Consider the following 26,801-nt stretch of genomic DNA (forward strand, 5'->3'; position numbering starts at 1 on the left):
GCAAGCCTCGCTCCGACAGGATTCGCGGCGATTGTCTATGCTTGCTTCACACACATACGTGACGAGGGATTTATGGACGATCCAGTCGACAACAAGCCACCGACGTTCCTACAGATGCTGCACAGCGTGATAGCCGCGGCGTTCGGAGTGCAAAGCGGGAAGAATCGCGCCCGGGACTTTACCCATGGCAAGCCGAGTCATTTCGTGATTATGGGGATTGTGTTCACAGCGATATTCGCGCTGACGCTGTTTGGCATCGTGAAACTGGTGCTGCACCTGGCCGGGGTGTGACGCGGTTTCAGTGCATCAACGTTAGCAGGCTGAACGGGTAGCGATAGGAGGTCGGTTGCCCCTTGGCCGACAGGAGCTTGAAGTTCACCCCGAAATCCGGCGAGTCGCCCATGGCCAGCAGCCGTTTGGCTTGGGCCTTGTCGATCAGTTGCAATAACGGAATCTGCCGGTCACGACCGCCGTATTGGTTCACATCTACGCCTTGATCGTAATCATGCAATTCCACCAGCGCCCAGCCACCCAGCGTGAAGTGCCCACCCAATAACACGCTCAAACGCCCGTCGACCAAGGCGTTCAAGGCTGCGGGCGCGGTATTGAAAGCACCGAACAAGGCACCCTTGCCCGGCGTGCCTCCTGCCTCCGAATACGCCTGCATGGCACCGAATGCCATCTCGTCATTGGCGGACCACACCAGCGATACCTTGGGGTAGCGCCGCAACAGCAATTTCGCCTGTTCATAGGCGCGCTCACGGGTCCAGCCGCTGTAGACCAGTTGGCGCAAACGCACTTCAGGGTGTTCGGCCAAGGCGCGCAGCATGCCTTTTTCGCGCAGTTGCGCCGAAGGGGTGATCTTCAGGCCGGAAAACGCCAGTAACTCGATGGATTGTCCGGGCGCCGCCGGTGGATGCTGGCGGATCAATTCCTTGAGCATCAGGTAGCCGCCCTCTTCGTCGTTGGGCACCAGGCTACCCAATCGATCCGGGCGCTCACCCAGCAGGCTCAGTTGATTGTCGGTCAGGGACGCGTTGACTATAAACAGCTTCACCCCACTGCCTTGGGCCAGACGAAAGATTTGCGGCGCGACGTACTGCTCGTTGGCAAACACCAGATAATCCGGACGATCAGGCCCCTGCAATGCCTCTCGGGCCTGGGCAATCGTGACCTCAGGCATGCGCTCGGCATAAAGAATCTTCAAGTCCATGCCAAGATCCTTGGCCGCCGCCTGCATGAATTGCGAGTAGCTGACCCAGAATCTTTCATGGGTAGAGCCCGGGTTCAGGAACAACACCGATTCCGCGTGCGCGCCGGGTCCGTAGACCGCGCCGAATATCAGCAGGAAGGTGTAGAAAAACTTGAACATTGGATCATCCGAGCCCCGGAAAAATGGCCGCGCATTATAGCCCCCGAACTGCCGGCAAACTGCGCTAATTCCCGTTTTTGTCCGACAATCGTCGGAACCAGGCCCGGACGGGGTCGTTTATTGATGCGCGACCCAAAATACTGCCGTGCCCACGACCAGGATGATCAGGAACAAAATCGCCCAGGCATCGACCGTGCTATCGCTTTTCCTTGCTTTGGTTGGGTTGCTCATTGCATCGCCTCTTGTCGGTTTTATCGGTGATTGCAGAAAGACTCGAGCAGAGTAAAGACGACGATTGCCCGCACCACAAATAAGGGTTTAGCGATAACGGTTCTCGTTAGTCGTTTTGGTTCTTTACATATACTCAAACATCACTTTTGCGCATAACTGCAAACTGGTATCTTGCCCCGGCTCCGTAGGGAGTGCGCGGCCGTGCGCGCAGAATTGCCGAGGCAGCATCGGAAACTTCAGCAAGCGAAAAACGCAACTGGAACCGACCGGCCCAAGCCTGAGAACAGGACTTATATGTACGTATACGACGAGTACGATCAGCGGATCATCGAGGACCGCGTCAAGCAGTTCCGTGATCAGACCCGACGCTATCTGGCAGGCGAGCTGAGCGAAGAAGAATTCCGCCCCCTGCGCCTGCAAAATGGCCTTTACATCCAGCGTTTCGCGCCGATGTTGCGGGTCGCGGTGCCTTACGGCCAACTGACTTCGCGCCAGACGCGAATGATGGCCAAGATTGCCCGTGACTATGACAAGGGCTATGCCCACATCAGCACCCGGCAGAACGTGCAGTTCAACTGGCCGGCGCTGGAAGACATTCCGGACATCCTGGCTGAGCTGGCTACCGTGCAGATGCACGCGATCCAGACCAGCGGCAACTGCCTGCGCAACGTCACCACCGACCAGTTCGCCGGTGTCGCTGCCGACGAGTTGATCGACCCGCGCCCGTGGTGCGAAATCGTCCGTCAGTGGACCACGTTCCACCCGGAATTCGCTTACCTGCCGCGCAAGTTCAAGATTGCCATCAACGGTTCGACGTCCGACCGTGCGGCCATCGAAGTCCATGACATCGGCCTTGAGCCGGTGCACAACGCTGCGGGCGAACTGGGTTTCCGTGTGTTGGTCGGTGGCGGCCTGGGCCGTACACCGGTGGTGGGCGCGTTCATCAATGAGTTCCTGCCGTGGCAGGACCTGTTGAGCTACCTCGACGCCATCCTGCGGGTTTATAACCGCTACGGCCGCCGCGACAACAAGTACAAGGCGCGGATCAAGATCCTCGTTAAAGCCTTGACCCCTGAAGTCTTCGCGCAAAAAGTCGACGCGGAAATGGAACACCTTCGCGGTGGCCAGACCACGCTGACCGACGCCGAAGTGCATCGCGTCGCCAAACACTTCGTCGACCCGGACTACAAGGCCCTGGACAACCAGTCCCAGGCACTGGCCGACCTCGATAAAGAACACGCAGGCTTCGCTCGCTGGCGCACCCGCAACACCCTGGCGCACAAGAAGCCGGGCTATGTGGCCGTCACCCTGTCCCTGAAGCCGACCGGTGTTGCACCGGGCGACATCACCGACAAGCAGCTCGACGCGGTGGCCGACCTGGCCGAGCGTTACAGCTTCGGTCAACTGCGCACTTCCCACGAGCAGAACATCATCCTGGCCGACGTCGAGCAGGCTCAGTTGTTCACCCTGTGGGGCGAGTTGCGCGAGCAAGGTTTTGCTACGCCGAACATCGGCTTGCTGACCGACATCATCTGCTGCCCTGGCGGTGATTTCTGCTCGCTGGCCAACGCCAAGTCGATCCCGATTGCCGAATCAATCCAGCGTCGTTTCGACAACCTGGACTACCTGTTCGACATCGGCGAACTGGACCTGAACATCTCCGGTTGCATGAACGCCTGTGGTCACCACCACGTCGGCCACATCGGCATCCTCGGGGTGGACAAGAAAGGCGAAGAGTTCTACCAGGTGTCCCTCGGCGGCAGCGCCAGCCGTGACGCCAGCCTGGGCAAGATCCTCGGCCCGTCCTTCGCCCAGGAAGCCATGCCTGATGTGATCGAAAAGCTGATCAACGTGTACATCGAACAACGTACCGAAGACGAGCGCTTCATCGACACCTATCAACGTATCGGCATCGACCTCTTCAAGGAGCGCGTCTATGCAGCGAATAATTAAGAACAACGAAGTCGTCGACGAAACCTGGCACTTGCTGCCCAAGGACTTCAACATCGACGAGATCAGCAACTGCGACGACCTGATCGTGCCGCTGGCGCTGTGGCGCGAACACAGCCGTATGCTCAAGGCCCGCGATGGCGGCCTGGGTGTGTGGCTGGACGCCGATGAAGAAGCCGAGGAAATCGGTGACGACGTGGATCAGTTCAAGGTGATTGCCCTGAATTTCCCGGCCTTCACCGATGGCCGTAACTACTCCAACGCCCGCCTGCTGCGTGACCGTTATGGTTTCAAAGGCGAACTGCGGGCGATTGGCGATATTCTGCGCGACCAGTTGTTCTACCTGCGCCGCTGCGGTTTCGACGCCTTTGCGTTGCGCGCCGATAAAGACCCGTACGAAGCCCTTGAAAGCCTCAAGGACTTCTCGGTGACATACCAGGCCGCTACTGACGAACCGCTGCCGCTGTTCCGTCGCCGCTGACGGTCAAAAAGCCTTGAGTCCTGGCCAGTGCGCCGAGGCTCAAGGTTTTTTTTCGCCTGGCGAAAGTCATTACGGCAGACGTTGTCCCGCAGCAGCGCTCCCGTGCTCAGCGATTGCACCTTCCAGCCCCACGAAACCGGCAAACGGATCATCACCATCAATCGCCGGCCATTGCACCTCCTCGAACAGGTAGCGGCACAGCCCTGGTGACGCTTCCAGCTCGTCAACCATGTGCCACACCCGTTGTTGCAATGCGGTGTAGTCCACCCGGAAATCGGCCGTGCGCCCGATTATCTCCAGCGCTCCAAAAAACCGTCCGCTTCCCGTCAGGTTGAGCACCCGTTGCCAGCGCCCGGCCCGCAAGGCAGCCTGCTGCGCGGGCACGCCCTCCAGCCAGGCGCCGGGCTGAGCGGCATTGTCCATCGGCGGCCCGATCCACACGTTGATCCCGGTCTGCTGCCGATGACGGCTGACCCAGCGCAAACTGTCCTCATCGGTCAGCGGGTTGCCACTGAGCAGCACATTGTTCTTGCCCACGGACTGTATTCGTACCGCTTCGGGCACACGGGCAATGCCGTTGTTGCGTAGATCCAGAGATTGCAAATAAGGATGATCGAGGATACCGATCGGACAACGGGTGATACCGGTACTGCGCAGGTTCAAGTGTTGCAACTGCGTCAGTTTCAGCACCAGAGGTGGCACCCCCAAAGGGTTGTTGCTCAGATCAAGCACCTGGAGCCGAGTCAGCTCACCTAACTGCCCTGCCGTTTGTTCGGTCAGCGTCAACAACGTGTTCTTGAGGTTGAGTGTGGTTAATCTGGACAGCTTGCCAATCGCCGCAGGCAAACTGCCGGTCCATTGCCCATCAAGCCCCTGAATGCGCAAATCAGTGCCTTCCAGGTTCAGTGTTTGAAGGTTGGGCAAGCACTCCAGAAAGCCTGACAGACTTTCACCTTGCGTCAGGGTGAAATCCGCCACGGACAGCAGCGCGACATCCGGTAGCTTGACGTTCAGCTCGGGTAGGCAATGCAACTGTTCAAAGTCCAGTTCCAGACGAAAACCCACGCATTCCCCATCGACATAGACACGGCTGGCCGTATCGCCACGCAGTTGCCACAACACTTCAAGCTCCTTGGCCAGTTCAATCCGGGACTGGCGCTCGTACTCCATGACATTGAACAGGCGCGAATCGTTTTCCTCTTCGATTTCGGCCGGGCTCAGCCCTTGCGCCTCTTCGTCAGCCGGGTCCAGAAACTCGATTTGCATGTCATCGACATCCGCCTCAACCTTTTCGATCCACGTCACCAGGTCAATGCGCAATTGAGTCAACTGCTGAGTGAGGCTGACCAGTTGCCTCTGCGCGCCCTCCCCCCAACCGTGTATGAGTGTCTCGAGTTCATCCTCCGTCATGGCGGGATAAAACTCTTTGACCTGCAACTTCATAATGTCGTTTGACAATGCTTCAGCCTGAGCCGTGGGCGGAAAGCCTCCGCCGCGCAGACCGCTGCTCTCGAATGCCATCCCCGAATCCATTCGACGCAGACCCAACTCCAGCTCGGTGCGTGGCAATGCTGCCTCGCGGATGCTGGCTTGCAAGTCTTCAAGCTCATGCCCGGCCCGCAAGCCCAATACCGAACGTTGCTCCTGTGCCAAGGCATTGAGCAGTGCCTGGGCAAAACTCACGGTTTCAGCCGCCGAGGCCGGGGGTGCCCGATAACGGGAGCCGCGCCGGATCAACTGCCGGTAAGCACGCGTACCTGGCCGGCCGATGCTGTCGATCACCCTGGAACCATCGACGACCTCGATGCGGATTTCAGACGACCACCCCGGCAGCCGTTGCAGTGAATGCAAGGCCAGGACATCACTGTCGAGGTTCGCCACCGACGGCAAGTAAAGGCCTTCGTAAGCCCGAGTCAGTCGTACATGGCGCTCATATTGCTCTGCCTTGACGCTCAACTGGCTCAATACCCGTTTGGCATCGGCCAAGGTGTGTGGTGCGTCAATCGCCACCCCGGACCGGTCGAGTATTTGCTCGATGGCGTTTTTTGGCAGCCCCGGATAGTGCTGTTGAAACAGCTTCACCCACTCATGCCCGGAGTGCTGCAACGCCTGATAGCGCTGTGTGAATTGTTCGGCGCGCGCCACCGCCGAATCTGCGACATGCCGTAGATCCTGGTCGATGCGAAAGCGGCTGAGGGTATCCGCCAGTATGGGCGTTGGTGGTCGTCGTCCCGCCTGCATCAACGCCAGGAGGTCATTGTCGACATCGATGACACGGCCAATCTGCCCCAATACTTCATCGCTGAACCCTTCGGCCTCGGCGCCGATACCCCGCAGCAAGCGGACGCGCTCGACGATTGCGCCGGACACGACGGGCGTCCCTTCGACGGGCAGCGATACGTCGATCACGGTCGGCTCGGGGTCCGGGATATGGGTTGCCGTCTGGGTCACGCGCTCTTCAGCCTTGATCGCTTTACCGGCAATAGCCACCGGCAACGCGTTAAGCAACCCGAAAACCGTCCGGGCGACCCCGGCGGATCGCTCATCAAGCGTCTTGCTGTCTACCGCCTGCGCCAGGCCATAACCGGCATCGATCAGCCCGGCGAGCGCCAGCAGGCCTTCCCCACCAGGAACGAACAACGCCAACGGACCGAACTTGTTGATCCACTGCACGACAGGCTCGACCACGGCGCTCAAGTCAGCCCGATTGACCTGGGCATCGTCGCGGATGGTATCGATGCTCGCGTGAGCGGCTTGTTTCATGACCAATACCCACTGGGCGAAGGGATCGGTGGCAGACGCAGGCACATTGACACCAACGTACTCAGCGGGAGGCCAATAACCGTCATTGTTGAAAAAGCCGTGACCCTTTTTCAGCCGAAATTGCCGTGGATACGTAGCCATGCCTTCCAGCGCCGTCAGCACACCGGCGTGAAACGTACCGTCCTGCCGATCCTCGTCGGAAAAATGCTCAGCCAAGGCCTGTTTTTGGTCGGCGTCACGTCCCGTTTCAGCCACCCATTCTGCCAAAGCCTGGAGATCGACAAACTCCTGAAAGGGCGAAGAGTTGCCCGGAATGTAGAGCACGACTCGCCCAGTGGTTTTATCCCGAAAACACCAGATATCGGTCGAGGTGTAACGATAAACCACCAGCCGCGCCGCCTCGACGGACGCCGGGATTACTGCCTGCTTCTGCATCTGCGCCAGCGTCAGGCTCTTCCACACTTGCTGTTCGGATAACCCGGCGGCTCGCAACGCCAGGCCGAGTCCATCGCCCGTCAGGCTGTTTTCCTGGTGCTGCAGATGGGCCGCCATGACAAACGCCACCCTGACGGAAGTCCGCAACGGATAGGCCGCGGCCCCAAGAATCTGCTCGTCCTCGGGCCAGGTGTCGTGCACATAGGCGCCATATTGCTCCTTGAACTCCAGCGTCCAGACCCACTGTTTGAACTCGGCCGGTTGCAACGCCAGTTGGGTGCTCGGGCCGTAGACTTGCGGGACGGTCTGCCGGTAGATGCCCTCATAGTCGCGAAAACCGCCGCCCGGGTTGATGGATTCGTCGATCTCGACGATACGCACGGTCGGCCCCACGGCAGGCGGCGTGTACAGACCGAACGCGGTTTCGCCGAAGCGCCCGGCGCCGACCGTCTGGTAGTTGCTCAGCAAGGACTGCACCAGACTTTGCGCGGTACGGACCTTACCCAGATGATCGTTACCCTCGGCCGGGTAACCATAGAAATCGTAATTGAGATCCACCAACCGCGCCGTCAACGGCTCGGCGCCCCATCGCTCTTCGATCACCCGCGCAGCCAATTGCGCCGGGGTCATCGGCAGGATCGTATCCAGATCCAGGTTGGCAAAAACGTGTGGGATGGAGGCCACCTGCCGACCACGAGCGTCACGGTGTTGTTGCGTCAGTTCCTTCATGTGCACTCCTTGCATTCATGGGGCCGCTCAGCCACGGGCATTCGGCAGTATCAGCCCTGGATGTCGTTGAAGGGCCTCGATGGTCAGCCTCTTGAACAGCGCTGTACGGTCATTTCGGTAGTTGTCCACGATGGCATTCATGCTTTCAGTGAACTGCTCCCGGGTGTAATTGAGCCGGCCATCCAACTGCTGGAAAGCCAGCGCCGCGCTCAGGGCCAATTCGTCGAACGCGTCACGGTGGGTATTTTCCAGATAATCAACCCAGAACTCCTGAGCATTCATCCAGTCCGGCAATGCCGTTGTCTGTTCCGTTTTAGCGATCTCGGCGTACACCCACTCGAGGGTTTGCTGGAGGACGTCGACACTCAGCCGAGTGTTGATTTCTCTCGGCTGGGCCAGCAGGTTCAGGTGTTCAGCCAACCCCACCCGAAACGCCAGACTGATCTCCATCGCTTGCTGGCTCGTCAACGGCCCCGTGCGTGAGCGGGAAAGGATGTTTCTCAAGGCGTACTTCTCGACCTCTTGTAGCCGGAACAGGCTTCGCAATAGTACAAGTACCAGCCCTTCCAGCATGTCGACTCCGCCCCTGGCGGCATTGATCGCCCGGTAACACAGCATCCGGACGTACAAATCACTGAACAACAATGAGTCCCCATCAGCGCTGATCTTCTGCGTATCAGCCATCAGGAACAGTGCCCGCCTCAACGCATCATCTGCCGAGGCGGCTTGCACCACTTCCCACACGCGCTGGCGCAATGACGAATAAATCACGCGAAAATCGGCCGTGTAACGCAGACGCATCAGCAAGGTGAAAAACGGTCGCGAATTCGGGTAGGCAAACAGCGAACCCCACAGCGCGTTTTTGCATCTCGTCTTCAACTGCCACACCGGTCAGCCAGGTCGAAATCATCGAGACATCCAATATGACCTCAGCCGCTTCGCGCAGATGGCCCGACGCAATGAGGCCAAGGCTGATCTGCGAGAGTTGCTGAAAGTCCGCGACGCGCCTAAGGGTCTCGTGGTCCAGTGGATTGCCGCTGACATTGGTGCCAGCGTTCAATGTCAGCGGTGCGGCATACACATCTTCGGGGATTTGACTGATGCCGTTGTCACGCAGGTCCAACAACTTCAGCTTGGCCAAGCCAGTAGCGCCCTGCGGCCACTGGCTGATGCCGGTGCCGCGCAGTTTCAGACTTTCCAGTTGCGGCATGTGCGCCACATTGGGGGTCAGGCTCAGGGTCGGGTTGGCGCTCAGGTCCAAATGTTTCAGGCGGGTCAACCCTGACAACTCGTTCACCGACGCAGTCGTCAGTTGAATCCGGTTCTCACTCGAGCTCAAACTCTCAAGCCGCGTCATGCTGCCCACCGCTTGCGGCATGCGGCTCAATTCGTTGCCGATCAGCGACAGGGTTCTAAGGCGACTGAAGTTATGCAGGAAGCTGTTCAATCCAGCGCTGGCACCGATACGGTCGAGGATCAGCGTGCCGACATGACTGAAATCCCCGACAACCCTCGGCAAATCGCCCAAGTGCAGCGGCGGTAGCGAGAGTTCATAAAGCATGCCGTCGAGGGACAACGTAGCGGGTGTTTCCTTGCGCCAGCAGCGGATGATTTCCCGGGACGCCCGGGTCTTGGCCAGCGTCGATACTTTGAGCCTCGGCCCATCGGACGTCTGGTACCTGGTGTCGCGGTTGATCCAGCTTTGCAGTACCTCGCGCAGGGTCAGGAACTCCATTCTCATGCTTTCGAGTTTTCTGAGGACCAACACATCGCTCGAACCCAGACTGCTCAGAAATGCATCGATCTGTTCGAGCGAATGTGTTGGATAAAGCTCCTGGGCACGCCGAACGTGGGCAGCTGGTTTACCGACAGGAATTGCGGCTTGCGCCGATGCACTGCTTGAAGAGGTTTGCGACTGTGGATCGGCCAGACGCATGGGCGAGGTGTAACCCTCACGCATCGTCCGAATCTCAAGCACCTGCGCGAACTGCGCTCGACGCTCCAGCGCAAGGGCGGTGAGCTTTTCCCTCAGCGCCACCCCCTGATCATTTGCCTGTACGCCCAACGCTGAGCGGCGCACCGGCGACAGGCCGTCCCACAGGGACTGGAAATAATGCTCGCGCGTGCGCCCAGGGAGATAGCTGCGCAGGTCGTACTGTTCATTGGAGGCTTCATATCGATCGGGATGTGCACTCATAAACAATTTCTGTGTCGCGTCGTCAGGCCCGATGCTGGCGAACTCCTCGGTGTAGAACGACCACTCCAGCAGGCGAATGTAAATGTCGCCTCTCCATCCCGGCAGATGCTCAAGGGTATTGAACACCAGTCGATCCGTGTCGATCCCTCCAGCGGCGTCAAGATAAAGCCCTTCATAAGCACGGTTAATGCGCACCACCTGCTGGAATCGACGGGCCTCTTCGGCAAGGCGCAGGGGCACTTTTCCATTATCGAGTTCTGCCATTTCGCTGGTATCGGCGTAGTGCACCAACTCATCGATCACGCTGATCGGAAGGTCAGGGAAATGGCTGCGCAAAGGCGTCGCTTGTGCTTCACGCACAGGCACACCCCGTTGATAAAGCCAGTCGAACAGGTCCAGTCGTTTGCGGCCTGCCTGTCTGGCCAGTACCTGCACCAGCGCAGCAGCCTGTTCTTCGGAGATTTTGGTAGTCGATTGCACAATACTTTCGCGCTCGGCTTGCTCCAGACCCGCCAACAGCGGCGCATAAAACTGCCCCTTTCGAAGTGACTCCATGGTCAGCGTCAGGGCCTTTGTTTGCCCATCGGTGGTATCGGCAGGCATGAGTGTGCTGACAGTTCGCCCCTCGGCATCTACCACTTCGATGCGAGTCTCAACGGGCCATCGCTTGAGCGTCATCAGTAGCCGTAACTGCAACTCGGCATCCGCCAGGGGGGCGGTCTGTGCCCCTCCCAGTTGCTCGATAAACTGCAACACCGCCTGGTCGGCGGCAAAACGCCGAACGGTATCGATCAACAAGGCGGGTGGATTGGTCCGATCAATCAGGGTGCGACGCAACAGGCTGATGTCGATGTCGATGACGGACAGAATTTGCAGCGCCCGGACATCAGAAATGTCCTGCGCCGAGTATCCCAGGCGCCGAAACACCGTCAGGCGATCCCACTCCTGAGGCAGCTCTGAGTCATGGCGCCAGGCCCCGCGGTCATTGGTCTCCAGGCGAGGCGTGTAACTATCGCCATTTGAAAGCTGCTGGACCTCCCACAAACCGGTATCGGGTTCGGGGCGAACGGCGTACAGGTCTTTATCCAGCGAGACATAAGCCTGTTTGTTGATCCAGTGAAGCCCTCTCTCGTCGGCCTTCAAACCGTGTGGTAACGCCAGGTGCTGGCGATAAGGCAACAGGTCGGGCTTCCACAATCGCTCCTGGTCACCCGACAACCGGACCTGTCGTAACGTGTCGACAAAGCTCGAACTTCTGACCTTTTTGTAGGCGGCCTTGACGGCCACCGCGCCGACAGAAAACGCCAACGCCACGATAATGTTCTCGACGGTATCGAAAAAGTAGTCCGCCGCCTGTTCCTGCTCGCCGGCAGACCAGCTCTCGACGCCGTGATAAACCTCGAGCAACATTTGAGCCGCCGCCACAGCGGTCAGCAGTTCCCCCACCACCGGTATGAACGAGGCGGCAAAGAACACTATGTCGAAACCGATCTCCTTGTACTTTTCCAACCGGGCGGCGCGGGACTTTTCGTCTTCATCATCCGTCGGCACCACCAGTAGTCGCGCATTCGCCATGACGTGGTCAACGCGCTGACGATACAACTGCGCGAACAAACCGGTGTGCACATCCTTGGTCGTCACCGGAATAAAACCGCTGTTTGACGGTTGAAACAAGCCCGTTGGTGGCTTGAGTAGCTGGAGTTTGAGCATGTCGTCAAATCCGCCACGGTTTTTCAGTGAAATGAATCTCAGGATGACTTTCGTGAACGCTGCGCTTCTAAGCCGGGCGCTTAATGCAACTTCCATTTTCCTGAAGCTCGGGTACTCCTTCAGTGGCTGATCCGGATCACCCGGCAGATACAACACGCACGGATTGTCGTCATACGCCCCATCACTGACCGCTACGATCAACATCGCACCTTCAAGTGCATATCCAGACAGTTCCAGTCGCTTGTAGGCGATGGAGTGTGTGTCGAATTTTATGGACTGCTTATTTGCCAATACGTCGCCCAGCATCAGGAAGACTTTCTCGCTGACATGTTTTTTCATCAAGGCAATTTGCATGTCTACTTCAAAGCAACGCTGCGAATGAGCGATGCAGTGTTTGCGTACCTCACCGGTGTCTATATAAGGTTCAAAAATACTATTGAGATGTGTCTGGTATTGCTTGCCCAAGTCTAGAGTCCGACATAACTGCGCGAACTCATGGGGCTCGATCGGCAGCACCTTGTTACTCCGCCCATTGATTTTCTCCGGTTGATAGATCAATGACTTTTCGTGATCGCTATCGGCGAGGGTTTCGCTGTCTTCAAAGTTCTCACAGGCTGCTTCCAGCAAATCCCTGTCAATCGGCAAGATCAGTTTGCTTCGAAGACCGAGCAAGCTGGAGGTGGAACGTACATGTTGAAAGACAACGCCCTTGATATTCAGGGGCTCCCCGACTTTGTCGGATATGGCCTTCGTCAATAATGGCGCACAGAAGCTATGCGGGGGTTTCAATAACGCCATTGCGTTAATGGCGTTCGCCCTTGAAACCTGACTGGCAACAATGCATCGATGCAATGACTCACGCTTTGTACTGCTGGCTTGAATCAACCAGGAGGGAATTTCTTTTTGTTTAAAAAAATCGAAAAAAACGCCTTGTTGTTCCAGCGTCATATCCGGCGCTTCATGACCCTCCTCACTTGAAGTTGAAGACATGTTCATTAACCTGCACGACTGATTGGACGACCAAGTCTATCGGCAGATCTCTTTATTAAAAAACTCAATAACCGATCATAATAGCCACCAACAAATCAACAATACGAACCCAAGATATATATAAATACCACCTCGCCACTTATTAATTATGCAACCGCTATAAATAGTGGGCTGCCGATATAAAATTGCGGACAATAAAAAACCCGATCACCGACAGTGACCGGGTTTTGAAGGAGAATTACCAGAAGCGTTGTTGGGTCAGTCGGCTCCACCAGGTCAACAGCACCCGATCAATCGAACCGCTGGCAGCCAGGCCGACACGCTCCTGCAAGCTCTTGCGTTCGGCGTAGTGCAAGTGAAACAGCTCGGCGCCCTTGGCGCGCTCGGCGAGGTATTCGTCACTGGTCTTGAGTTCGTCCACCAGTTGCTTGTCCAGCGCCGCGACACCGAGCCAGACTTCGCCGGTGGCCACTTCATTGATGTCCAATTGCGGACGGTAGCGGGAGACGAAGTTCTTGAATAGTTGGTGGGTGATGTCCAGGTCTTCCTGGAACTTTTCCCGGCCCTTCTCGGTGTTTTCGCCAAACACCGTCAGCGTGCGCTTGTACTCGCCGGCAGTCAGGACTTCAAAGTCGATGTCGTGCTTTTTCAGCAAGCGGTTGATATTGGGCAACTGCGCCACCACGCCGATGGAGCCGAGGATGGCGAACGGCGCGCTGATAATTTTCTCGCCGATGCACGCCATCATGTAGCCGCCACTGGCCGCGACCTTGTCGATGCACACGGTCAGCGGCACGCCCGCCTCACGGATGCGCGCCAGTTGCGACGACGCCAGGCCATAGCTGTGGACCATGCCGCCGCCGCTTTCAAGACGCAGAACCACTTCGTCCTTTGGGGTCGCGAGGGTCAGTAGCGCGGTGATTTCGTGGCGCAGGCTTTCGGTGGCGGAAGCCTTGATGTCGCCGTCGAAATCCAGCACAAACACCCGGCCCTTGGCTTCGGGTTTTTTCTTCTGTTTTTTCTCGGTTTTAGCCTGGGACTTGCGCAGGGCCTTGAGCTGGTCCTTGTCGAGCAAGGTTTGCTCCAGGCGTTCGCGCAGCCCTTTGTAGAAATCATTGAGTTTGCTGACCTGCAACTGACCGGCCGACTTGCGCCGACCTTTGCTGCGCAATGCCGCGAAACTGGCCAGCACCACCAGAATGGCGACCACCAGTGTCACGGTCTTGGCCAGAAAACTGGCGTACTCGGCAAAAAACTCCACACAGGACTCCTTTAATGCAATGCGCCGCATATACGCGCGCGGGATAACGTCAGCATACCCATGCCCCGCCTTTGGGGCCAGCCGTGAAACCTCTGGCAACAGGCCTGTAACGGGCATTTCAAACAAGCGTATGTTTTTTCATTGACAGCTCACTGCCATCCTCATAACCTCGCCAAACCTTCAACGTACCGGGATGACGCGGACGTGGGCAGCATCTATTTGATTCGACATGGCCAGGCCTCCTTTGGTGCAGACGACTACGACGTCCTGTCGCCGACCGGTATTCGCCAGGCAGAAATCATCGGCCAGCACCTCGCTGAGCTGGGTCTCAGCTTCGATCGCTGTCTGTCGGGGGACTTGCGCCGTCAGCAACATACCGCCAACAGCGCGCTGGAACAGTACGCCGCCGTGGGCCTGCCGGTGCCGACGCTGGAAATCGATTCCGCTTTCAACGAATTCGACGCCGACGCGGTGATCCGCTCCCTTTTGCCGGCCATGTTGGCGGATGAGCCCGAAGCGCTGAACTTCCTGCGCAACGCGGCGCAAAACCGTGCTGAGTTCCAGCGCATCTTTTCCCTGATCATCGAGCGCTGGCTGGCTGGCACTTACGACACACCGGGCCTGGAAAGCTGGCTGGGGTTTGTCGAGCGCGTGCAAGGCGGACTGAACCGCATCCTTGAACAAGCCGACAACACCCAGAAAATCGCCGTATTCACCTCCGGCGGCACCATCACTGCCCTGCTCCACCTCATTACACAAATGCCTGCCCGGCAGGCCTTTGAGCTCAACTGGCAAATCGTCAACACCTCGCTCCACCAACTGAAGTTTCGTGGTCGCGAGGTGGCTCTGGCTTCCTTCAACAGTCATGTACACCTGCAACTGCTGAAGGCCCCGGAACTCATCACGTTTCGCTGAGTCCGGACTATTGTGACCCTGGCTGTAATCACCCAGCTCTAATTACCCAAGAAAGGATCGAACCATGACCTCCGTAGCTGATGCCGTACAAGCAATGAAAGCCAAGTTCAACCCAGCCGCTGCTGCCGGTCTGGACCTGGTATTCGGTTTCCGCATCGACGACACCAAGAACTTCTCGCTGATCGTCAAAGACAGCACCTGCGAGCTCAAAGAAGGCGAAAACCCGGATGCCCAGGTCACTCTGGTGATGGACGGTGAAACCCTGGAAGGCATCGTCGACGGTTCGACCGACGGCATGCAAGCGTTCATGGGCGGCAAACTGCGCGCTGAAGGCGACATGATGCTGGCGATGAAACTGTCCGAGCTGTTCCCGTCGTAAGATGATGGCTCCCCGCCCTGGGGAGCCTCTCTTGCTGCACACGAATCCCGCCTATATGGCGGGATTCGTCGTTTCAGGGCTCAACGCGAACCGGCGTCATCCATTTCTTCGAACACTTTGGTGTGTTCTTCTTCCAACGCGTCGACGCTGTTGACCTCGGTCACATTATCGGCAAAACGGAGTTCACCCTCATCGCCTTCGAGCCTGAGGCTGATCCGTAGAGTTAGCCGTCATCATCACCGTGTCCGGGAGGTTGTTGCCCTGGCCGGCATACAGATAAGTCCCGACCAAACCGACGGCGATCAGCGCAGCGATCAAGATACCTTTCGGGTTACTGAGTTTAATCATCGTCTACATCCTTGTTTGGGCGGGCGCGGAATCTAACCGATCTGCCCAACAGTTAAAACAGGCCGCCCGCGGATTTGCGGTCTATATTCCTTCTGGCCGCATGCGTCAGACATCGGCTGTTCAGTCCGACTTTTTTTATGAAGAGTCATGCGGAGAACACAGCCATGAGTCCACCTGACGACCACGACGGATTCAATCACCGCCGTGTACTGCATGGCCTTTCGGCAGGCGCCGTCGGCGCCTGGGTCAGCCCACTTTTCGCAGGGAGTAAAACCATGCCCGATGCCCCGGCCGATCTGATTCTGTACAACGGACGCCTGCACACCGTCGACCGCAAGAAACCCCAGGCCAGTGCCGTCGCGATCAAGGACGGACGCTTCGTGGTGGTCGGCAGCGATGCCCAGGCCATGGCCCTGCAAGGCCCTGGCACGCAAATCATCGACCTGCACGGTCGCACGGTGATCCCGGGCCTAAACGACTCGCACTTGCACCTGATTCGCGGCGGCCTCAATTACAACCTCGAATTGCGCTGGGAAGGCGTGCCTTCGTTGGTCGATGCCTTGCGCCTGCTCAAGGAACAGGCTGATCGCACACCCACGCCGCAATGGGTGCGGGTGGTCGGTGGCTGGACCGAATTCCAGTTCGCCGAAAAGCGCCTGCCGACGATTGAAGAACTGAACAAAGCTGCACCCGACACTCCTGTGTTCGTCCTGCACCTGTACGATCGCGCCCTGCTCAACCGCGCGGCGCTGAAAGTGGTCGGCTACACCCGCGACACGCCAAACCCGCCGGGTGGCGAGATCGTGCGTGATTCCAACGGCGACCCGACCGGCATGCTGATCGCCCGGCCGAACGCGATGATTCTCTACTCGACCCTGGCCAAGGGGCCGAAGTTGCCGCTGGAATATCAGGTCAACTCGACCCGCCAATTCATGCGTGAACTCAATCGTCTCGGCCTCACCAGCGCCATCGATGCCGGCGGCGGTTACCAGAATTACCCGGACGACTACCAAGTCATCCAGCAATTGGCCAACGACAAGCAACTCACGGTGCGCATCGCCTACAACCTGTTCACCCAAAAACCCAAGGAAGAGCTGAGCGACTTCAAGAACTGGACCAGCACCTCCCAGTACGGTCAGGGCAACGACTTCCTGCGGCACAACGGTGCCGGGGAAATGCTGGTGTTCTCGGCCGCGGACTTCGAAGACTTCCTTGAGCCGCGCCCAGACTTGCCGCAAACCATGGAGCAGGAACTGGAACCGGTGGTGCGCCACTTGGTGGAACAGCGTTGGCCATTCCGCCTGCACGCCACTTACAACGAATCCATCGGCCGCATGCTCGACGTGTTCGAGAAGGTCAACCGCGACATTCCGTTCGATGGCTTGCCGTGGTTTTTTGACCATGCCGAAACCATCACCCCACAGAACATCGAGCGGGTCAAAGCCTTGGGCGGCGGCATTGCGATTCAGGATCGCATGGCGTTTCAGGGCGAGTACTTTGTTGACCGCTACGGCGCCAAGGCTGCCGAGCACACCCCGCCGATTGCCCGAATGCTGGCCGAAGGCATCCCGGTCGGCGCCGGCACCGACGCCACCCGCGTGTCGAGTTATAACCCCTGGACTTCGCTGTACTGGCTGGTCAGCGGCCGCACCGTCGGCGGCCTGGAGCTGTACCCGCAAGGCTTGAGCCGCGACACGGCGCTGGAGCTGTTCACCCACGGCAGCGCCTGGTTCTCGTCCGAGCAAGGCCAGAAAGGACAGATCAAAGTCGGGCAACTCGCGGACTTGATTGCGCTGTCGGCGGACTATTTCCACATCGAGGACGAAGCGATCAAGTGGATCGAATCGGTGCTGACCATCGTCGATGGCAAGATCGTTTACGGCAGCGTCGAGTTCGACAAGCTGTCACCACCGCCGATTCCGGTGGTGCCGGAGTGGTCGCCGGTAGCCAAAGTGCCGGGGCACTGGAAACCGTTGGCGCCGCTGACGGCGCAGGTTCACCAGTGTGTCGGGGCGTGTGCAGTGCATGCCCACAGTCACCAACAGGCGCGGTTGTCATCGGCGCCAGTCAGTGATTTCCAAGGGTTTTGGGGGGCGTTTGGTTGCTCCTGTTTCGCGCTCTGATCACCGACTTCACAATCACCAACAATCCCTTGTGGGAGCGGGCTTGCTCGCGAAGACGATTTAACATTCAACGTTGATGTTGACTGTTACTCAGCTTTCGCGAGCAAGCCCGCTCCCACATTGGGTCTGTGGTGTTCTGTAAAAGATGCCGCCAACAACTCCCGCGTATACGGATGCCTCGCCGAGTCGAACAGCTCGGCCGTGGCGCCGCGCTCCAGCACTTCACCCTCCTTCATCACGATCAAGTCATGGGCCAGCGCCCGTACTACCGCCAGATCGTGGCTGATGAACAGATAGGTCAAACCATGCTCCTCCTGAAGCCTGCGCAACAACGCGACGATTTGCTTCTGCACCGTGCGATCCAGCGCTGAAGTCGGTTCATCCAGCAAGATCAGATCAGGCTTGAGCACCAACGCCCGAGCAATCGCAATCCGCTGCCGCTGACCACCGGAAAACTCATGGGGATAGCGGTGTCGGGTCGCCGGATCGAGGCCGACTTCCCTCAACACATCAATCACCGCTTGCTCGCGCTGCCCGGCGTTCAGGTCGCTGTGAACCTGCAAGCCTTCAGCAATGATCTGCTCCACGCTCAGGCGCGGGCTCAGGCTGCCGAACGGGTCCTGAAACACCACCTGCAGGCGCTTGCGCAAGGGGCGCAGCGCTTTGCCGTTCAACGACTCCAGCGCCTGACCCTGAAAGCGAATGCTGCCCTGGGCATCGATCAACCGCAGAATCGCCTGGCCCAACGTCGACTTGCCGGAACCCGACTCACCGACAATGCCCAAGGTCTTGCCCCGTTGCAGGTTCAAATCGATACCGTTCACAGCCTTGAGATACGCCTTGGGCCGCAACCAGCCGCCACTCAGCGGGAACCAGACTTTCAGGTCACTGACCGCAAGCAACGTTTCAGCATCGTCGCGACACAACGCTGTGCCGCCGGGTTCGGCATTCAGCAATTCGACGCTGTATGGATGCTGAGGTGCGCTGAACAATTGCTCGCAAGACGCCTGCTCGACAATCTCCCCGCCACGCATCACCGCCACCCGCTGGGCAATGCTGCGCACCAGATTCAAGTCGTGGCTGATGATCAGTAGCGCCATGCCCAAACGCTGTTGCAGGTCTTTGAGCAGCAGCAAAATCTTGCGCTGCACCGTGACATCCAGCGCGGTGGTCGGCTCGTCGGCGATTAGCAGCTCGGGTTCGCAGGCCAGCGCCATGGCAATCATCACCCGTTGCCGCTGACCACCAGAGAGTTGGTGAGGATAAGCCTTCAGACGATTCGAAGCCTGCTGAATGCCCACCAGTTCCAGCAATTCCAGAATGCGCTTGCGCGCTACAGCACCGGCCAAACCTTTGTGCAACGCCAAGGTTTCACCCAATTGCCGTTCGATGGTGTGCAGCGGATTCAGCGAACTCATCGGCTCCTGAAAAATCATCGCGATACGGTTACCGCGCAGTTGCCGCAGACGCTTGGAAGAAGCGCCCAGCAATTCTTCGCCGCCGTAGCGAATGCTGCCTTCGATGCGGGTCGTCGAAGGCTCAAGCAATTGCAGAATGCTGTGAGCGGTCACCGATTTGCCGGAACCCGACTCGCCCACCAACGCCAGGCATTCACCGGGTCGAATATCCAGATCAATCCCGTGCACAACTTCACAGCCGTTAAACGCCACCCGCAGGTTGCGCAACTCCATCAGGTTATCGTTCATCTCAAGTCCTAGGATCAAACGCATCACGGCAGGCCTCGCCGATAAACACCAGCAACGACAGAATCAGTGCCAAGGCGAAAAACGCCGTCAAACCCAGCCACGGCGCTTGCAGATTGTTTTTGCCCTGGCCGATCAATTCACCGAGCGATGCACTGCCGGCCGGCATACCGAAACCGAGAAAATCCAGCGCTGACAAAGTCGCAATGGCGCCGGTCAGAATGAACGGCAGGTACGTCAGGGTCGCGCTCATGGCATTGGGTAAAATGTGCCGCCACATCACTTGAGCATCGCCGACGCCCAACGCCCGCGCGGCTTTCACATACTCCAGCCCGCGACTGCGCAGGAATTCGGCGCGCACCACGTCCACCAGGCTCAGCCAGGAAAACAGCGCCATGATCCCCAGCAGCCACCAGAAATTCGGCTCGACGAAACCCGACAAAATAATCAGCAGATACAACACCGGCAGCCCCGACCAAACCTCCAACAACCGCTGACCGAGCAAATCGATCCAGCCGCCGTAATAACCCTGCAACGCGCCGGCAGCGATACCGATCAGCGCACTGGCGGCGGTCAATGCAAGGGCGAACAACAGTGAGATCCGCGTGCCGAAAATCACCCGCGCCAATACGTCCCGAGCCTGATCGTCGGTGCCCAGCCAGTTCTCAAACGACGGCGGGCTCGGCGCCGGTTCGGTCAAGTCGTAATTGACCGTATCGAACCCGAACGGAATCGGCGCAAACAACAACCAGCCGCCCTGCCCCTCGATCAATTCCTTTGTTTGCAGGCTGCGATAGTCCGGCTGAAATGGCAGCTCGCCGCCAAAATCCTGCTCGGTGTAGCGCTTGAACGCCGGGAAGTACCACTCGCCCTGATACGAGACCAGCAGCGGCTTGTCATTGGCCACCAATTCACCGCCCAGGCTCAGACCGAACAGCGCCAGAAACAGCCACAACGACCACCAACCGCGCCGATGCGCCTTGAACCGTGCCCAGCGCCGCTGGCCTATGGGAGACAACGTCAGCATCAGGCAGCCCTCGCGGTGAAATCGATGCGCGGGTCGACCAGCGTGTAGCAGAGGTCGCCCAACAGTTTTATCAGCAGCCCAAACAGGGTGAAGATGAACAGCGAGCCGAACACCACCGGGTAGTCCCGGGCGACGGCGGCTTCGTAGCTCATGCGGCCAAGACCATCGAGGGAGAAGATCACTTCGATCAGCAACGAGCCGCCGAAGAACACTGTCACCAGTGCCTGGGGCAAACCGGCGACCACCAACAGCATCGCGTTACGAAACACATGACCGTACAGCACCTGGTTTTCGCTCAAGCCTTTGGCCCGCGCCGTCACCACGTACAGCCGGGAGATCTCGTTGAGAAAGCTGTTTTTGGTCAGGATCGTCAACGTCGCAAACCCGCCGATCACCAATGCGCTGACTGGCAGCACCAGGTGCCAGAAGTAGTCCGCGACCTTGCCCCAGGCCGAGAGCTCGGCGAAGTTTTCCGAGACCAAACCGCGCACCGGAAACCAGTCCAGCACCGTGCCGCCGCCGAACACCACGATCAGCAACAACGCGAACAGAAACCCCGGCATCGCGTAACCGATGATGATCGCTGCGCTGCTCCAGACATCGAACGCCGAGCCGTGGTGCACCGCTTTGCGAATCCCCAGCGGGATCGACACCAGATAGGTGATCAGCGTCGCCCACAAGCCGAGCGACAGGGTCACCGGGAGCTTTTGCAGGATCAGATCAATCACTGATGCGCCACGGAAAAAACTCGAGCCGAAATCCAACCGCGCGTAGCTTTTGAGCATCAGCCACAGGCGTTCACCGGCGGGTTTATCGAAGCCGTACTGACGCTCGATATCCGCCACCAGTTTCGGGTCCAGGCCTCGGGTGGCGCGGGACTCACCACCGACCGTCTCGACATGCCCGCCGCCCACCCCACCGCCAACGCCGATGCCCTGCAAACGGGCGATGGCTTGCTCCACCGGCCCACCCGGCGCGGCCTGCACGATGACGAAGTTGACCAGCAGAATGCACAACAAGGTCGGCACGATCAGCAGCAAACGCCGCAGGCTATAACCCCACATGGGAATACTCCCGGGTGCGTTGTTGCATCTGGGTTTGGGTCAACGCCGAAGGGCTGATTTCCCACCAGGTTTCCAGGCCGGCGTCGTACAACGGCGCAATCGCCGGACGGCCGAAACGGTTCCACCACACCGTGGAAATCCCCGGCGGGTAATAGTTGGGAATCCAGTAGTAACCCCACTGCAACACTCGATCCAGCGCTCGGGCGTGGCGCAACATACTGGCGCGGCTATCGGCCTGGACCAGTCCGGTGAGCAAGCCGTCCACCGCCGGATCGCGCAGGACCATATAGTTATTCGAGCCGGGATCGTCAGCACCCTCGGCGCCGAAGTAGTTGAACAACTCCCGCCCCGGCGCCTGGCTCACCGGGTAGCCGGCGACGATCATGTCGTAGTCGCGGCTGCGCACCCGGTTGGTGTATTGCGCGGTGTCGACCTGGCGGATATCGAAGCCAATGCCGATCTGCGCCAGGTTGCGTTTGAACGGCAGCAACAGCCGTTCGAAGCCTTTCTGACCGTTGAGAAAGGTGAAGTGCAGCGGCTCGCCGTTGGCGTTGACCAGTTGATCGCCCTCAGGCTTCCATCCCGCCTCTTCCAGCAGCTTCAGCGCCTGCAACTGCTGGCCGCGAATGATGCCGCTGCCGTCGGTGTGCGGCGCCTGGAACACCTCGCTGAAGACTTGATCGGGGATCTTGCCGCGCCACGGTTCGAGGATTTTCAGTTCTTCGGCGTCCGGCAATTCGGTAGCCGAGAGCTCGCTGTGGGAGAAGTAGCTGCGCTGACGCAGGTACATGCTGCGCATCATCTGGCGGTTGCTCCATTCGAAGTCCCACAGCAGAGCAATTGCCTGACGCACCCGACGATCCTGAAACACTGGTTTTTGCAGGTTGAACACAAACCCTTGGGCGCCCTGAGCCGCGCCGGGGGCCAGGTGTTCGCGGATCAAACGTCCTTGATCCAGCGCACTCCCGGCGTAGCCGATGGTGAAACTGGTCGCCGAGAACTCGCGGTTGTAATCGAAGCCACCGGCCTTGAGCACTTGGCGCGAGACGTCGGTGTCGGCGAAGAACTCGACCCTCAAGGCATCGAAGTTATAGAGGCCGCGCGTCACCGGCAGGTCGTTGCCCCACCAGTTCTTGACCCGCTCGAAATTGACGCTGCGCCCGGCGTCCACCGCGCTGACCCGATACGGGCCGCTGCCCAGCGGTGCTTCGAAACCGCCGCCGTCAGCGAAGTTGCGCGTGCGCCACCAGTGTTCCGGCAGCACTGGCAATGTCGCCAGATCCAGCGGCAAGGTGCGGCTCTCGCTGTTTTTGAAGACGAAACGCACTTGGGTCGGCGACTCGACAATGACTTCTGCGACATCGGCGAATTGCTGGCGATATTTGAGGCTGCCCTGGGTGGTGAACAGCTCGAAGGTGTAACGCACGTCTTCGGCGGTGATCGGGCTGCCGTCGTCGAAACGGGCTGCCGGGTTCAAGTAGAACCGGAGCCAGGTTCGGTCGGGGGCCAGTTCCATTTGTTGGGCGACCAGGCCGTAGACACTGTAGGGCTCGTCTTTGGAACGATAGGCCAGCGGGGCGTAGAGCCAGGTGTCGATCTCGGCGACGCCGGTGCCTTTGTCGACGTAGGGGATCAGATGATCGAACGGGCCGCCTTCCAGCGAGGAGCGGCGCAGGCTGCCACCCTTGGGCGCGCTTGGGTTGACGTAGTCGAGGTGTTGGAAGTCAGGTGCGTATTTGGGGGATTCGCCGTAGACCGTCAGGGCGGGTTGCGGCGCGGCGAAAATAGTCGGGCTCAGTAAGAGGCAGAGGCCCAGTGAACAGAATCTGGGGAGCATGGTATTCAAGCCTTCATGCAGGGTCGGAATGTTGGGTTACGGCTACTGGCCTCATCGCGAGCAAGCTCGCTCCCACAGGGTTCGCGGCGTGCACAAATCCACTGTGGGAGCGAGCTTGCTCGCGATGAGGCCCGAACAATCACCACACACCCCGGCCAATGACAGTCAAATCAGGACTGCCACCCTTCCCGCCTACCTGTTATGTGCAACAGGCCAGCGGTTTTTATAGGGCGGCGTTTAGAACACTTGGTTACTAAAACCTGTCCTGACTGGTTAGTTTTCAGATCAAAAGTTGTAACTGACCCGCGTGTACAGCGTCCGCCCGAAAGGGTCGCCGTACTTGGGGTCGTAACCGCTCTGGAAGGTGTAGGTCTGGTTGCTGAACGGCGGCTCGCGGTCGAACAGGTTCTTCACCCCGAGGGTCACGCCTAGGGTTTTGCGCCAGGTGTAGGTGCCGGCCACGTCCCAGACGTTGTAGGAACCGACGTAGTCGTGCGCCTCGCGGTTGGAGTCGTGGTAACCGCTGGTGTAGCGGTTGGTCAGGCTCGCGCCGAACGGGCCGCGGTTCCAGGTGCCGGTCAGGCTGTGACGCCACCGGGCCACGGCACCGGCCGAGGAAAAGTCGCCGCCACGGAAGTCGCCGAGCTTGTCGATGTAATCGCCCTTGAGCTGCTGCTGGAATTCGTAACGGCTGACATAAGTGCCTTGCAGGCCGATGCCGAAATCGCCAATCGAGGTGCTCGGCAAGCGATAGTCGAAGCTCACGTCGACGCCGTTAGTCTTGATCTTGCCGAGGTTGGCCAGGCCGGTAACGATGTGATCGATGGAGCCATCAGGCTTGCGAATCAGACGCTCGGGGTACAGCTCGGGGTTTTCGAACACTGCCGATTCGGGGAATTCAGCGATCTGGTTGGCGATGTTGATCCACCAGAAATCCAGCCCGGTGGTCAGGCGATCAAACGGCTGATAGACGAAACCAACGGTCACGTTGCGCGCGGTTTCCGGGCTCAGGTCGGTGTTGCCACCCGTGGTGCGGTTGAACTGCTGTGCGCAGTCGCGGTTGGCGATCCCGCCGTTGCTGGGGTTGCCGCCGGCACACAGGCGAGGGTCGTTGTAGTTGGCGACGGTGTACGAGGTGAAGGTCGGGTTGTAGAGCTCATACAACGACGGCGCGCGGAAGCCTTCGCTGTAGGCGCCGCGCAGCACCAGTTCCTTGAACGGCTGGAAGCGGAACGAATATTTCGGGTTGGTGGTGCTGCCAAAGTCGCTGTACTTGTCGTGACGCACGGCGGCAGACAGCTCCAGGCTGTCGAGCACTGGAACGTTGACCTCAGCGTACTCGGCCGAGACGCTGCGATCCCCGGCCACGCTGCCATTGGGGTCAACGCCGAGGCTCTGGATATCGCCGGCAAACTGGGCGAAATCCTGATGAAAATCTTCCTTGCGATACTCGCCGCCCAAGGCCAGGGCTGAAGAACCGGAGCCGAACCAGTCGCCGATCTCGCGGCTGATGCGCCCGTCAATCGCCTTCACCCGGCCCACTGCTGTGCCGTAATCACCGTCCACCGCGTTGGCCGCCAGCAAGGCATCGCCCGCCGCTGTCTGCGGGCCGAAGGGGTTGATCACGCCAGTGGCAATGCCTTGGCTAATCGGCCGGTCGTTCACGTAGCCGTCGAGGATGGAGTTGACCACTTTGTTCTGGTTGTACGAGGCGCCGACGTTGTAGTCCCAACCCACCAGATTGCCGTCGAAACTCAGCAACAAGCGTTGGCTGGTGTTGTCGTCTTCATGCTGACGCGCGCCGACAGCGGTTTCACGCCAATTCACGTCTACCGGTTGCGTCGGGTCCAGGGCAAAAGTGCTGGGGCCGGGGGTAACGCCGTTGCCCGGATAGAACGTGGTGCCCGGATTCACCTGATTGCCCATCAACGTACCAGGGCCGATTTGCGTGCGGTTTTCGTTGCGCGCCCAGAAATATTCGAGGCTGACGTTGTGGTCGTCCGAGAGCTTGCCGGTGGCTTTGGCGAAGGCCGAGGTCTTCTCGGTTTCCGGCACCAGATCGAGGTAATTCCACAGGCTCTGACGGCAGATGCCGTTGCGCGACAACAGCCCGGGCGCGTTGCAACCGGAACCGGCCAACGGATTGGTCGCGTTACTGCCCTGGCTCCAGTTGGCGGGCGACGCGGTGCCGGAGGTGTAATCGAGGCCACGGCCGGGCTGGTAGTTGTAGGTGTAGCTGCGGTCCTCGGCAGCCAGGCGTTGCTGTTTGTCGTAGCTGACCACGCCGAACACGTTGAAGCGGTCGTCCTCCAGATCACCAAAACCATAACTGCCGCTGAAGTTGTGACTGTCACCGCCGCCGGCATGGGTCGGGCTATCGTAGCCGGTGGTGAGCTGGCCGGTGGTCAGGCTTTTCTTGGTGATGAAGTTGATCACCCCGCCGATGGCGTCGGTGCCGTACAGCGCCGACGCGCCATCGCGCAGCACTTCGACTCGGTCGATGGCGGCGAATGGGATGGTGTTCAGGTCGACGCCGGAGCCGTTGATCGAGCTGGTGGCGTTGTTGCTCAGCCGTCGACCGTTGAGCAGCACCAGGGTTTTGTTCGGGCCGATGCCGCGCAAGTCGGCATAGGACGCACCGCCGCTGCTGGAACCTACCGAACGTCCCGAGCCTACCGACGATTGGTTGGCGGAGATGCGGTTGATCAGTTCTTCGGTGCTGGTCACGCCCTGCTCACGCAGTTGTTCGACCCGCAGGATGGTGATCGGCACTGCGGTTTCGGCATCGACCCGGCGGATTGCGCTGCCGGTGACTTCGACGCGTTGCAGTTGGGTGGTGGGTTCGGCGAAGGTTTTGGCTGGGGCAGCAGTTGTTGGCGCGGCGGCGCTGATCACGCCGTCGTCATCTTTCAAGCCACTGCCCTGCAAGGCCAGGGTCAACGCCTGGGCTTGGGTCAGTTGGCCGTGAATGGCCGGTGCATTGATACCGTTGACCAGGGATTGATCGAAGGAAATCGGCGTGCCGGTCTGGCGCGAAATCCCCAGCAAGGTCTGGTCCAGCGGACCGGCCGGCAGGTTGAAATCGACACTGCTCGCGGCAAAGGCCGGCAGCGTGTTCATGGCAAGCAACAAGGCCAGGGTCAAAGGGGATTTAGGTGGTGAAAAATGGATCATGGACAGCCATCCCTGCGTTTGGTTTATGCAGGGTTGTGCGATGGCGGGAGGGATTTTATAGAGCGATGGTTAGACCGTTGGGTGATGACCTTATACCGACTTGCACTCGATC

At 59.1% G+C, this 26,801-nt stretch carries 17 protein-coding genes; 6 read left to right on the top strand and 11 right to left on the bottom strand.

Annotation, left to right across the window (positions count from 1 at the left end):
- Window positions 1–72: 72 nt before the first annotated feature.
- Entirely contained in the window at window positions 73–291 is a 219-nt protein-coding gene (locus AC1MEW_RS22710; protein WP_201203244.1) for a DUF2970 domain-containing protein, read from the top strand.
- A 7-nt stretch (window positions 292–298) separates the two neighbouring features.
- Here the strand turns inward: AC1MEW_RS22710 and AC1MEW_RS22715 are convergent, their stop codons facing one another.
- The gene (locus tag AC1MEW_RS22715) at window positions 299–1,372 is read right to left on the bottom strand and encodes an ABC transporter substrate-binding protein (protein WP_480423721.1); all 1,074 of its coding nucleotides are present in this window, start codon (window positions 1,370–1,372) and stop codon (window positions 299–301) included.
- A 525-nt stretch (window positions 1,373–1,897) separates the two neighbouring features.
- Here AC1MEW_RS22715 and AC1MEW_RS22720 point away from each other — a divergent pair.
- Window positions 1,898–3,556, top strand: a complete 1,659-nt coding sequence (locus AC1MEW_RS22720; RefSeq protein WP_201203242.1) for a nitrite/sulfite reductase — start codon at window positions 1,898–1,900, stop codon at window positions 3,554–3,556.
- Window positions 3,540–4,034, top strand: coding sequence for a DUF934 domain-containing protein (locus AC1MEW_RS22725; RefSeq protein WP_201256907.1), 495 nt, complete (start codon window positions 3,540–3,542; stop codon window positions 4,032–4,034). The genes AC1MEW_RS22720 and AC1MEW_RS22725 overlap by 17 nt, the downstream gene beginning before the upstream one ends.
- Window positions 4,035–4,103: 69 nt before the next feature.
- On the opposite strand, the gene AC1MEW_RS22730 is transcribed toward AC1MEW_RS22725, so the two are convergent.
- The 4 genes from AC1MEW_RS22730 to sohB all read right to left on the bottom strand — a co-directional run bounded on the left by AC1MEW_RS22730 (window position 4,104) and on the right by sohB (window position 14,119).
- Window positions 4,104–7,961, bottom strand: a complete 3,858-nt coding sequence (locus tag AC1MEW_RS22730) for a dermonecrotic toxin domain-containing protein (protein ID WP_480423722.1) — start codon at window positions 7,959–7,961, stop codon at window positions 4,104–4,106.
- A gap of 27 nt (window positions 7,962–7,988) precedes the next feature.
- Complete coding sequence (locus AC1MEW_RS22735) at window positions 7,989–8,768, bottom strand: NEL-type E3 ubiquitin ligase domain-containing protein (RefSeq protein ID WP_480423723.1); 780 nt, start codon at window positions 8,766–8,768, stop codon at window positions 7,989–7,991.
- Window positions 8,671–12,858 (bottom strand): dermonecrotic toxin domain-containing protein, encoded by a 4,188-nt coding sequence (locus AC1MEW_RS22740; protein ID WP_480423724.1) that lies wholly within the window; start codon window positions 12,856–12,858, stop codon window positions 8,671–8,673. The genes AC1MEW_RS22735 and AC1MEW_RS22740 overlap by 98 nt, the downstream gene beginning before the upstream one ends.
- A 238-nt stretch (window positions 12,859–13,096) precedes the next feature.
- Complete coding sequence (gene sohB, locus AC1MEW_RS22745) at window positions 13,097–14,119, bottom strand: protease SohB (RefSeq protein ID WP_201203238.1); 1,023 nt, start codon at window positions 14,117–14,119, stop codon at window positions 13,097–13,099.
- Between the two features lie 204 nt (window positions 14,120–14,323).
- Here sohB and AC1MEW_RS22750 point away from each other — a divergent pair, with 204 nt between their 5' ends.
- Window positions 14,324–15,034 carry a histidine phosphatase family protein gene (locus AC1MEW_RS22750; RefSeq protein WP_480423725.1) on the top strand — a complete coding sequence of 237 codons (711 nt, stop codon included), beginning with the start codon at window positions 14,324–14,326 and terminating at the stop codon, window positions 15,032–15,034.
- A 64-nt stretch (window positions 15,035–15,098) separates the two neighbouring features.
- The gene (locus AC1MEW_RS22755) at window positions 15,099–15,413 is read left to right on the top strand and encodes an SCP2 sterol-binding domain-containing protein (protein ID WP_019690779.1); all 315 of its coding nucleotides are present in this window, start codon (window positions 15,099–15,101) and stop codon (window positions 15,411–15,413) included.
- A 189-nt stretch (window positions 15,414–15,602) separates the two neighbouring features.
- On the opposite strand, the gene AC1MEW_RS22760 is transcribed toward AC1MEW_RS22755, so the two are convergent.
- Window positions 15,603–15,761 (bottom strand): hypothetical protein, encoded by a 159-nt coding sequence (locus AC1MEW_RS22760; protein ID WP_322268319.1) that lies wholly within the window; start codon window positions 15,759–15,761, stop codon window positions 15,603–15,605.
- A 275-nt stretch (window positions 15,762–16,036) separates the two neighbouring features.
- On the opposite strand from AC1MEW_RS22760, the gene AC1MEW_RS22765 reads away from it, so the two are divergent.
- The gene (locus AC1MEW_RS22765) at window positions 16,037–17,884 is read left to right on the top strand and encodes an amidohydrolase (protein ID WP_480423726.1); all 1,848 of its coding nucleotides are present in this window, start codon (window positions 16,037–16,039) and stop codon (window positions 17,882–17,884) included.
- Between the two features lie 86 nt (window positions 17,885–17,970).
- On the opposite strand, the gene AC1MEW_RS22770 is transcribed toward AC1MEW_RS22765, so the two are convergent.
- The 5 genes from AC1MEW_RS22770 to AC1MEW_RS22790 all read right to left on the bottom strand — a co-directional run bounded on the left by AC1MEW_RS22770 (window position 17,971) and on the right by AC1MEW_RS22790 (window position 26,689).
- Window positions 17,971–19,590: an ABC transporter ATP-binding protein gene (locus AC1MEW_RS22770; RefSeq protein ID WP_201256912.1), complete on the bottom strand. Its 1,620-nt coding sequence runs from the start codon at window positions 19,588–19,590 to the stop codon at window positions 17,971–17,973.
- A 1-nt stretch (window position 19,591) separates the two neighbouring features.
- Window positions 19,592–20,614 (bottom strand): ABC transporter permease, encoded by a 1,023-nt coding sequence (locus tag AC1MEW_RS22775; protein ID WP_322268318.1) that lies wholly within the window; start codon window positions 20,612–20,614, stop codon window positions 19,592–19,594.
- On the bottom strand, window positions 20,614–21,678 hold the full coding sequence (locus tag AC1MEW_RS22780; protein WP_201256913.1) for a microcin C ABC transporter permease YejB: 1,065 nt from the start codon (window positions 21,676–21,678) through the stop codon (window positions 20,614–20,616). Before AC1MEW_RS22780 ends, AC1MEW_RS22775 begins: the two co-directional genes overlap by 1 nt.
- Window positions 21,665–23,515: an extracellular solute-binding protein gene (locus AC1MEW_RS22785; protein WP_201256914.1), complete on the bottom strand. Its 1,851-nt coding sequence runs from the start codon at window positions 23,513–23,515 to the stop codon at window positions 21,665–21,667. The genes AC1MEW_RS22780 and AC1MEW_RS22785 overlap by 14 nt, the downstream gene beginning before the upstream one ends.
- Window positions 23,516–23,800: 285 nt before the next feature.
- Window positions 23,801–26,689, bottom strand: a complete 2,889-nt coding sequence (locus AC1MEW_RS22790; RefSeq protein ID WP_480423727.1) for a TonB-dependent receptor — start codon at window positions 26,687–26,689, stop codon at window positions 23,801–23,803.
- Between the last annotated feature and the right edge of the window lie 112 nt (window positions 26,690–26,801).

The organism is Pseudomonas sp. ASL4, assembly GCF_056680395.1.

What these genes read in the sequence shown, in the direction of transcription:
- AC1MEW_RS22710 (WP_201203244.1), top strand. Translation starts at nt 73, where the DNA reads ATGGACGATCCAGTCGACAACAAGCCACCGACGTTCCTACAGATGCTG.
- AC1MEW_RS22715 (WP_480423721.1), bottom strand. Translation starts at nt 1,372, where the DNA reads ATGTTCAAGTTTTTCTACACCTTCCTGCTGATATTCGGCGCGGTCTAC.
- AC1MEW_RS22720 (WP_201203242.1), top strand. Translation starts at nt 1,898, where the DNA reads ATGTACGTATACGACGAGTACGATCAGCGGATCATCGAGGACCGCGTC.
- AC1MEW_RS22725 (WP_201256907.1), top strand. Translation starts at nt 3,540, where the DNA reads ATGCAGCGAATAATTAAGAACAACGAAGTCGTCGACGAAACCTGGCAC.
- AC1MEW_RS22730 (WP_480423722.1), bottom strand. Translation starts at nt 7,961, where the DNA reads ATGAAGGAACTGACGCAACAACACCGTGACGCTCGTGGTCGGCAGGTG.
- AC1MEW_RS22740 (WP_480423724.1), bottom strand. Translation starts at nt 12,858, where the DNA reads ATGTCTTCAACTTCAAGTGAGGAGGGTCATGAAGCGCCGGATATGACG.
- AC1MEW_RS22755 (WP_019690779.1), top strand. Translation starts at nt 15,099, where the DNA reads ATGACCTCCGTAGCTGATGCCGTACAAGCAATGAAAGCCAAGTTCAAC.
- AC1MEW_RS22760 (WP_322268319.1), bottom strand. Translation starts at nt 15,761, where the DNA reads ATGATTAAACTCAGTAACCCGAAAGGTATCTTGATCGCTGCGCTGATC.
- AC1MEW_RS22765 (WP_480423726.1), top strand. Translation starts at nt 16,037, where the DNA reads ATGCCCGATGCCCCGGCCGATCTGATTCTGTACAACGGACGCCTGCAC.
- AC1MEW_RS22770 (WP_201256912.1), bottom strand. Translation starts at nt 19,590, where the DNA reads ATGAACGATAACCTGATGGAGTTGCGCAACCTGCGGGTGGCGTTTAAC.
- AC1MEW_RS22775 (WP_322268318.1), bottom strand. Translation starts at nt 20,614, where the DNA reads ATGCTGACGTTGTCTCCCATAGGCCAGCGGCGCTGGGCACGGTTCAAG.
- AC1MEW_RS22780 (WP_201256913.1), bottom strand. Translation starts at nt 21,678, where the DNA reads ATGTGGGGTTATAGCCTGCGGCGTTTGCTGCTGATCGTGCCGACCTTG.
- AC1MEW_RS22785 (WP_201256914.1), bottom strand. Translation starts at nt 23,515, where the DNA reads ATGCTCCCCAGATTCTGTTCACTGGGCCTCTGCCTCTTACTGAGCCCG.
- AC1MEW_RS22790 (WP_480423727.1), bottom strand. Translation starts at nt 26,689, where the DNA reads ATGATCCATTTTTCACCACCTAAATCCCCTTTGACCCTGGCCTTGTTG.